2 pseudogenes are annotated in these 847 nt (G+C 46.9%); both read right to left on the bottom strand.

What is annotated here, in order from left to right:
• Nucleotides 1-334, bottom strand: a pseudogene (locus A3766_RS01050) (hypothetical protein); the annotation flags it as partial.
• 26 nt (nucleotides 335-360) lie between these two features.
• Nucleotides 361-847, bottom strand: a pseudogene (locus tag A3766_RS30055) (LamG domain-containing protein); the annotation flags it as partial.

The following is an 847-nucleotide window of genomic DNA, read 5'->3' as shown; positions in this document are numbered from 1 at the left end:
TGTCTTTTTGTCCGCCCGAACCGCCAACTAATACATTGGAGCCGGCAATATTGGCACCGCCTGCCAGGTCAATACAGATAAAAGGGATCTTTCCGGCCCCTTGGACGGCGATTCCACAGCTATCTTTTAAGGCTTCAATATCTGAAGATAGCGCGGCCGAAGCATTACGTGGTGCTCCGAAAAGGCTGAATATTGACGAGCCAAAAACGGTAGCGCCGCCAGCCATGAATCCATTGGCGATAAACTCCCTACGTGTTTTAGGGCGTTTATGGTCACTGTGTATCAAAGGTGCGTTGATATCCAGCGTTTGTTTGAGTGTTGGTTTGATAATCATAATCTCATCCTTCAACTGAATAGTATTTATTGCACAAGCGTTGTAGCGCTGCCTAGTACGGCTGCGCAGGCTGCTTTGACCACAATCTCGGTTCTACCTTCGGGACAGCTGCTGTCAGCTGAGCAAGCGCTAAGCGTATCAATCAGGCTGTTTATCTCATCATTAATATCGCTGTCGCTAGGTTGAGTGTCCAAGCTAGTACCAACAAAGTTGCTTAGGAGGGCGCTTGAAATCTGGCTACGGCCATCCGTATCAAAAGCGGTATTGGCATTTTCACTAAAATTAAAGCTGCTAAAGAAGCTAGCTCTTAAGCTTGTGTCATCAACCAAGGCGTCACAATATTGAATGGCTAACTGAGTGACGGCCATTTGGTGGGCCGATAAGAAGCCTTCGATATTCTCTATCGTTGGTAGCTGTTGTTTCACCGTATCAAAAGTGCTTTTTACATCGCTATCGGTTGAGGCAACACCGGTCATCACAGACATCGATGCATTGATTTCATCGAAAGTGCGA

This window comes from Oleiphilus sp. HI0132 (assembly GCF_001635845.1).
The sequence above is the reverse complement of the archived record's forward strand: the minus strand, read 5'-3'. Positions and strand labels throughout refer to the sequence as shown.